Source organism: Leclercia sp. M-A074-M (assembly GCF_965195605.1).
Taxonomy (GTDB): domain Bacteria; phylum Pseudomonadota; class Gammaproteobacteria; order Enterobacterales; family Enterobacteriaceae; genus Enterobacter.
The window spans coordinates 308,165-314,437 of sequence record NZ_CBDAHM010000007.1 but is presented as its reverse complement, the minus strand read 5'-3'; the positions used below and the strand labels follow the sequence as shown (position 1 = coordinate 314,437).

Sequence of the window (6,273 nt, the reverse complement as noted above, 5' to 3'; positions counted from 1 at the left end):
CAATAAATCCTGCGGCCATGACAAAGGCCAGTGTCGTGCCCTGGCTGAACCCCAGTGCGAGCAGCATCGCAATCACAATCGGCGTCAGGATCAGCGCGGCGCCGTCATTGGCAAACAACGCAGCAACAGCAGCACCGAGCAAGACTATCCAGGTGAAAAGCAGGCGGCCACGTCCGTTACCCCAGCGGGAGACGTGCAGTGCGGCCCATTCAAAGAAGCCGGACTCATCGAGCAGCAGGCTGATGATGATGACCGCAATAAATGCCGCTGTCGCGTTCCAGACGATATTCCAGACAACGGGAATATCAGCGATATGGATGACACCGGTTCCCAGCGCCAGCACAGCCCCGATACTCGCGCTCCAGCCAATACTCAGGCCTCTGGGTTGCCAGATCACCAGTACCAGCGTCAGTAAAAACATACTCCCTGCCAAAAGCATCTCAGACTCCGTTATATATGATTATGTAAATGTGTTTTCCTTTCTCAGCAGGTGGTGCAGGCTGATTTATCCAGCCATTCACGCACATCCTCCCGCATACACTGCCAGGTCGTCGTGATTGTCTCTGCTGCCCATGCCGGTATGTGGGGTGACAGACGATAGTGGATCCATTTGCCTTCCCGACGGTCAAGTACCAGCCCGGCCTCGCGCAGAATAGCCATATGTCGCGATATTTTGGGCTGCGATTCGGAGGTGACCGCACAGATATCGCAGACGCACAGTTCTCCGGACTCCCGGAGAAGCATCACGATGGCGAGCCGGGTTTCATCCGACAGGATTTTGAAAAGCTGAACAGGTTGTAGCATTTTTCACTCCGTTCCCATTAGAATACACATATGTTAAATCATATGTATTTATTTTGAAATCACCTGTTCTCTCCGGAGGAGAAAAATGGAACAATTTCCTGCCCTGAATACTGAATACTGAATACTGAATGCTTTGATCAACACATTGCCGAACGCCTGCACCTGCAGGAGCCGCCACGGATTCTGATCCTGTATGGCTCAGTAAGGGAGCGCTCCTACAGCCGTTTTGCCGCGGAGGAAGCCGGTCGCCTGCTGACGGCGATGGGCGCGGATGTGAAACTCTTTAACCCCTCCGATTTACCCCTGCCGGATGATGCGCCGGACACGCACCCTAAAGTTACCGAGCTGCGCGGTCTTGTCAGATGGTGTGACGGGATGGTGTGGAGTTCACCGGAGCGGCATGGCGCAATGAGCGCAGTTATGAAGGCACAAGTCGACTGGATACCCTTAAGTAAAGGCGCAGTGCGTCCTTCACAGGGTAAAACGCTTGCGGTAATGCAGGTTTGCGGCGGTTCGCAGTCCTTCAATGCCGTGAATCAGATGCGCATTCTGGGTCGCTGGATGCGGATGTTTACGATCCCCAACCAGTCCTCCGTAGCCAAGGCATGGCAAGAGTTCGACGAAAACGGCCGAATGAAACCTTCGTCATGGTATGACCGCATCGTCGATGTAGCCGAGGAGCTGTTTAAAATCACACTGCTGCTTAAGGGACAAACCGGTTATCTTGCGGATCGTTACAGCGAGCGAAAAGAGAGCCATCAGGAGCTTTCATCCCGTGTCAATCAGGACAAAATATAACGTCTGTTCTTCGTGAATCCATACTGCATGAGCTTAACAACGTCCGCTTCTGGCACAAAGCGGACATTTCAACAATAGTCCGCCACCTACCCCTGCATATCAAACCCAGCCTTTTGAAAATCCCTATACACCTCCGGATTACTAAACGTCGGGAACTTCGCTTTTTGGGCCGCCAGTTTCACCGCCTCACAATACTCTTTGTTGCCCTTGCTGGTTGATACCTTTAAAGCCGTACCATCCTGCGCAAATTCCATATGCAGCCGGCATTTTTTGCCCTTCCAGCGTTCTGGCTCAGCAATTTTATCTTCTATCGCCGCCTTGATCCCCCGCGCCTGCGCGCCCCACGCATCCTGATCGTCCCAGCGGCCAGAACTGCAACTCCCCATCGCGGTGGTTTTGTGGCATCCAGAAGGCTGTAACGGCGCACAACCCGCCGCAAGGCTGACCACAACGGCAAGCGTAAACATCTTCCCTACTCTTTCATGCGATCTCACGCCTTAAACTCCTGTGCTCATATATCCGTTAAAATTAATTTCGGTTTACCACTTTACGAAAATCAGAACTAATAAAAAACACAGGCACAGGTCCGGTAAGGCGTAAGCCGCCACTGGATATTTCATAGAGGTACACGCAGTCAGCAACCCGGTTTTAATATTGTGCTCGCACTTGCCGGGCGGCGGCTGACGCCTTGCACGGCCTACAAAACCCACGCTATCAATAAACGTAGGCCCGGTAAGGCGCTAGCCGCCACCGGGCATTTCCAGAGAGGTACCTTCGTGATTACGCGCTACAACTCCTCAAACCCCAGCACCCCATCCCGGTCCAGAAGACTTTCATAAACCTTCTCAACCGCCGCCTTCACCTTCTCCGTCATCGGATAATAAAACCCCACAATATCCGGTTGAATCCCCAAAAACACCACCTCCCCCACATCCCCCTTCAGCTGATCCACCAGGTAGTTGAGCGGCATATTGTGGGTGGTCATCATAAACATCTCGGCGATGTCGTCCGGATCGATACGGCGGATCTCACCGGGGTTTAACCCCATATCCGTCGCATCGACAATCAGCAGGCGCGCCGGGCGCAGCTCGCGGATCGCAACCACGTCGTTTTCCGGGGCGCAGCCGCCATCAAACACCACCCAGTCGCCGCGCGGGGCCTCCCGGCACATCTCAGCCAGCAGCGGACCGGCGCCGTCGTCGCCCATCATGCTGTTGCCGACGCAGAGTAATACATCAGTCACGTTGCCTCCTCACCATCAGGTAGATGGCGTTCTCCTGGTGAATGGCGTGGAGCATCACGAGCAGTGCCTCGCTCCACTCCTGCTGCTGCGCCGTCTGGCGCGCTATCGCGGCGTCAAAGGCGCTGGCCAGCATCACAATATGGTTACTGTCGATGACAATCTCCCCGTAGCGCGGCACGCCCTCCATCTTGCGCCGCGCCTCGCTCCCCGCTTCGAGGGTGGCGATCCACGCCAGGTAATCCTCCCACGGGCAGGTGAGCGCCGCCTCCAGGCAGTCGATCACCCCCAGATGATGGCCGATGGCCAGGCCGTAGTAGATCACCTGCTGGGCATCAGCAGGCGTGTTGTCATTCTGGTCAATGAACTTGCGGCTGAGCTGGCTGAATACCACCGTCTCACTCATCACACACGCTCCTGCCCGACCACCTCGAGGAGGTTACCCACGATCTCGTTCAGGCGCGGATCGTTCTCGTTTGCCAGCCAGCGGGCCACGCTCTCATCGCCCTCGATCAGATGACGCATAAAGTCGTCGGCGATCTGGCGGCCATAGCGGTAGCCCGCCAGGCGGCGGGCGGCGCGGTCGATGCGTACCCGCAGGGGCTGGACCATCTCCGGATGCAGCAGTTCGGCGGGCTGGTTGTCCTGGCTGCCCGGCTCGCGGGCGTGGATCTTCTGCTCCAGCAGCCCCAGCGCCATAGCAAAACCGTAGAGCGTGGCGGCAGGCGACGGCGGGCAGCCGGGAATGTAGACATCCACCGGCACGATTTTGTCGGTGCCGCCCCAGACGCAGTACAGGTCATGGAAGATGCCGCCGGAGTTGCCGCAGGCGCCGTAGGAGATGCAGATCTTCGGATCGGGGGCCGACTCCCACGCCCGCAGCGCCGGGGAGCGCATGGCGCGGGTCACCGCCCCGGTGAACAGCAGAATGTCGGCGTGGCGCGGAGACGGCACCACCTTGATGCCAAAGCGCTCGGTGTCGAAGATAGGCGACAGGGTGGCGAAGATCTCAATCTCGCAGCCGTTGCAGCCGCCGCAGTCCACGCGGTAGACGTAGGCGGAGCGTTTGATTTTTTTCAGCAGCGAGGCCTTCATGCTGGCGATGGACTCGTCCACCGTGACCGGGACCGGGATCCCCTGCTCGTTACGTGGCCCTAACAGTTCGCTCATCGTGTCGCTTCCTCCATTTCCCGGGTCAGCTGGATTTTGTCCGCCGGGGTCAGCCCCTGCAGGCGCTTGCAGTCCGGGCAGGTTTCAAAACTCTCGCGATGCGATTCGGCGCGCTGGTCGCCGTTGTGGCGCAGCAGGGCGATCGCGTAATCAATCTCTTTCTGCACCGCATAGGGGCGCTTGCAGACCCGGCAGTGGCAGATGTCAAAGCGCGACTGTTGCAGGAAATCCGCTTTACTCCACACCGCCAGCTCATACTCCTGGGAGAGCTTAATGGCAGTAGTCGGGCAGACCTCTTCGCAACGGCCGCAGAAGATGCAGCGCCCCAGGTTGAACTGCCAGGCCAGCTGGCCGAACTGCAGATCCGTCTCCACCGTCAGGGCATTCGACGGGCAGGCATTCACGCAGGCTGCGCAGCCGATACACTGCTGGGGATCGTGCTCCGGCTTGCCACGCATATTTTTGTCGACCGCAATCGGCTGGAGGGGATAGGACTCCGTCACCGTGCCGGTTTTGATCACTTTTTTGATAAAGGTAAACATGGCAAGTCCTTATTTCAGCGGCGAATTTTTGCGTTCAATGCTGTAGCGCTCCAGCTCTTTGTACGGCACCACCTGGCTTTTCTTCTTGCGCACATCCACCACCGTCATGCGGTCGGTGCAGGAGTAGCAAGGATCGAGGCTGCCGATAATCAGCGGCGCGTCGGAGACGGTGTTGCCGCGCAGCATGTAGCGCAGGGTCGGCCAGTTGGCGTAGGTGGCCGCCCGGCAGCGCCAGCGCCAGAGCTTCTGGTTGTCGCCGGTCATGCTCCAGTGGATATCATCCCCGCGCGGCGCTTCGCTGAAGCCCAGCGCAAAGCGGTTCGGGATGTAGGTGAAGCCTTCCACCATCAGCGCGCCGCCCGGCAGGTTATCCAGGCCGAAGTCGATCATGTTCAGAGCGGTAAAGACCTCGTTGATGCGCACCTTCAGGCGGGAGATGACGTCGCAGCCCTGCTCGCTGTGCACTTCCATCGGCAGCAGGCCGTAACCGACAAACGGGTGATCGGCGCGGGTGTCGCGGGCGTGGCCGCTGGCGCGCACCATCGGGCCGACGTTGCTGAAGTCGCGGGCGATCTGCGGGTCGAGGCGGCCAATGCCCACGGTGCGCTGTTCGATGTTCGGCGTGCTCAGCAGAATATCCACCAGATCCTGCACCTCACGGCGCATCTGCTGGGCCAGCTGGCGGGTGGCGATCATGTCCTCTTTCAGCAGATCGCGACGGATACCGCCGATCAGGTTCAGGCCGTAGGTTTTACGCGCCCCGGTGAGGATCTCCGCCATCTTCATGGAGGTCTCACGCACGCGGAAGAACTGCATAAAGCCGGAGTCAAAACCGACGAAGTGGCAGGCCAGGCCGAGGTTGAGCAGGTGCGAGTGCAGACGCTCCACCTCCAGCAGAATGGCGCGGATCATCTGGGCGCGTTCCGGCACCACGATCCCCATCGCGTTCTCCACCGAGGTGGTGTAGGCGGTGCTGTGGGCAAAGCCGCAGATACCGCAGACGCGATCCGACAGGAAGGTCACTTCGTTGTAGCCCATCCGGGTTTCGGCCAGCTTCTCCATGCCGCGGTGGACGTAGAACAGGCGGTAATCGGCGTCGATAATGTTCTCGCCGTCAACGAACAGGCGGAAGTGGCCCGGCTCGTCGGAGGTGACGTGCAGCGGGCCAATCGGCACCACGTTATTTTTCTTGTCGCCGAGTTCGTTGATGAACGCGTAGGTCTCTTTGTCGGTGGTCGGGGCCGGACGCTGGCGGTAATCCATGCTGTCTTTACGCAGCGGATAGAGTTCGTCCGGCCAGTCATCCGGCAGCACCAGGCGGCGCTCGTCCGGCAGCCCGACCGGGATCAGGCCATACATGTCGCGCACTTCGCGCTCGCCCCAGACGGCGGCAGGCACACGCGGAGTGACGGACGGAAATTCCGGCTTATCGGCATCCACCTCCACGCGCACGGTGAGCCAGCAGCGGGTGCCCTGCTCCATCGACAGCACGTAGTAGACGGCATAGCTGCCGCAGAGCTGGCGCTCATCGTTGCCAAAGAGCACCGACAGCCAGCCGCCCTGTTTGTAATAGAGGAACTCGACCACTTCCGGCAGGTAGTTAATTTTCACCGTGACGGTGATTTGATCTTTGGTCTGCCAGGCTTCATCCAGCACCACGCCAGGAAAGGCCTGGTGCAGTGCGGCGAGATAGTGTTGACCAATTTTTTCTTCAGACAT

9 protein-coding genes are annotated in these 6,273 nt (G+C 58.7%); 1 reads left to right on the top strand and 8 read right to left on the bottom strand.

Annotation, left to right across the window (positions count from 1 at the left end; translation table 11 throughout):
* Nucleotides 1–439, bottom strand: a 439-nt coding sequence (locus tag ACOKCT_RS16270) for an ArsB/NhaD family transporter (protein WP_420193667.1), incomplete at its 3' end; no start/stop codon positions are given.
* Between the two features lie 44 nt (nucleotides 440–483).
* Complete coding sequence (locus ACOKCT_RS16265) at nucleotides 484–804, bottom strand: transcriptional regulator (RefSeq protein WP_103178606.1); 321 nt, start codon at nucleotides 802–804, stop codon at nucleotides 484–486.
* Between the two features lie 114 nt (nucleotides 805–918).
* On the opposite strand from ACOKCT_RS16265, the gene arsH reads away from it, so the two are divergent.
* The gene (gene arsH, locus ACOKCT_RS16260; RefSeq protein ID WP_159339779.1) at nucleotides 919–1,602 is read left to right on the top strand and encodes an arsenical resistance protein ArsH; all 684 of its coding nucleotides are present in this window, start codon (nucleotides 919–921) and stop codon (nucleotides 1,600–1,602) included.
* A gap of 86 nt (nucleotides 1,603–1,688) precedes the next feature.
* Here arsH and ACOKCT_RS16255 read toward each other — a convergent pair whose 3' ends face one another.
* The 6 genes from ACOKCT_RS16255 to hycE all read right to left on the bottom strand — a co-directional run bounded on the left by ACOKCT_RS16255 (nucleotide 1,689) and on the right by hycE (nucleotide 6,273).
* A complete protein-coding gene (locus tag ACOKCT_RS16255; protein WP_263951192.1) occupies nucleotides 1,689–2,069 on the bottom strand; it encodes a cell envelope integrity TolA C-terminal domain-containing protein in 381 nt (126 codons plus the stop codon).
* A 320-nt stretch (nucleotides 2,070–2,389) separates the two neighbouring features.
* A complete protein-coding gene (hycI, locus tag ACOKCT_RS16250) occupies nucleotides 2,390–2,845 on the bottom strand; it encodes a hydrogenase maturation peptidase HycI (RefSeq protein ID WP_420193666.1) in 456 nt (151 codons plus the stop codon).
* The gene (locus ACOKCT_RS16245; protein ID WP_103178603.1) at nucleotides 2,838–3,248 is read right to left on the bottom strand and encodes a formate hydrogenlyase maturation HycH family protein; all 411 of its coding nucleotides are present in this window, start codon (nucleotides 3,246–3,248) and stop codon (nucleotides 2,838–2,840) included. Before ACOKCT_RS16245 ends, hycI begins: the two co-directional genes overlap by 8 nt.
* Entirely contained in the window at nucleotides 3,248–4,012 is a 765-nt protein-coding gene (gene nuoB / locus ACOKCT_RS16240; protein ID WP_103178602.1) for an NADH-quinone oxidoreductase subunit B family protein, read from the bottom strand. Before nuoB ends, ACOKCT_RS16245 begins: the two co-directional genes overlap by 1 nt.
* Nucleotides 4,009–4,554 (bottom strand): formate hydrogenlyase complex iron-sulfur subunit, encoded by a 546-nt coding sequence (locus ACOKCT_RS16235; RefSeq protein ID WP_103178601.1) that lies wholly within the window; start codon nucleotides 4,552–4,554, stop codon nucleotides 4,009–4,011. Before ACOKCT_RS16235 ends, nuoB begins: the two co-directional genes overlap by 4 nt.
* 9 nt (nucleotides 4,555–4,563) lie before the next feature.
* The gene (gene hycE / locus ACOKCT_RS16230; protein WP_159339771.1) at nucleotides 4,564–6,273 is read right to left on the bottom strand and encodes a formate hydrogenlyase subunit HycE; all 1,710 of its coding nucleotides are present in this window, start codon (nucleotides 6,271–6,273) and stop codon (nucleotides 4,564–4,566) included.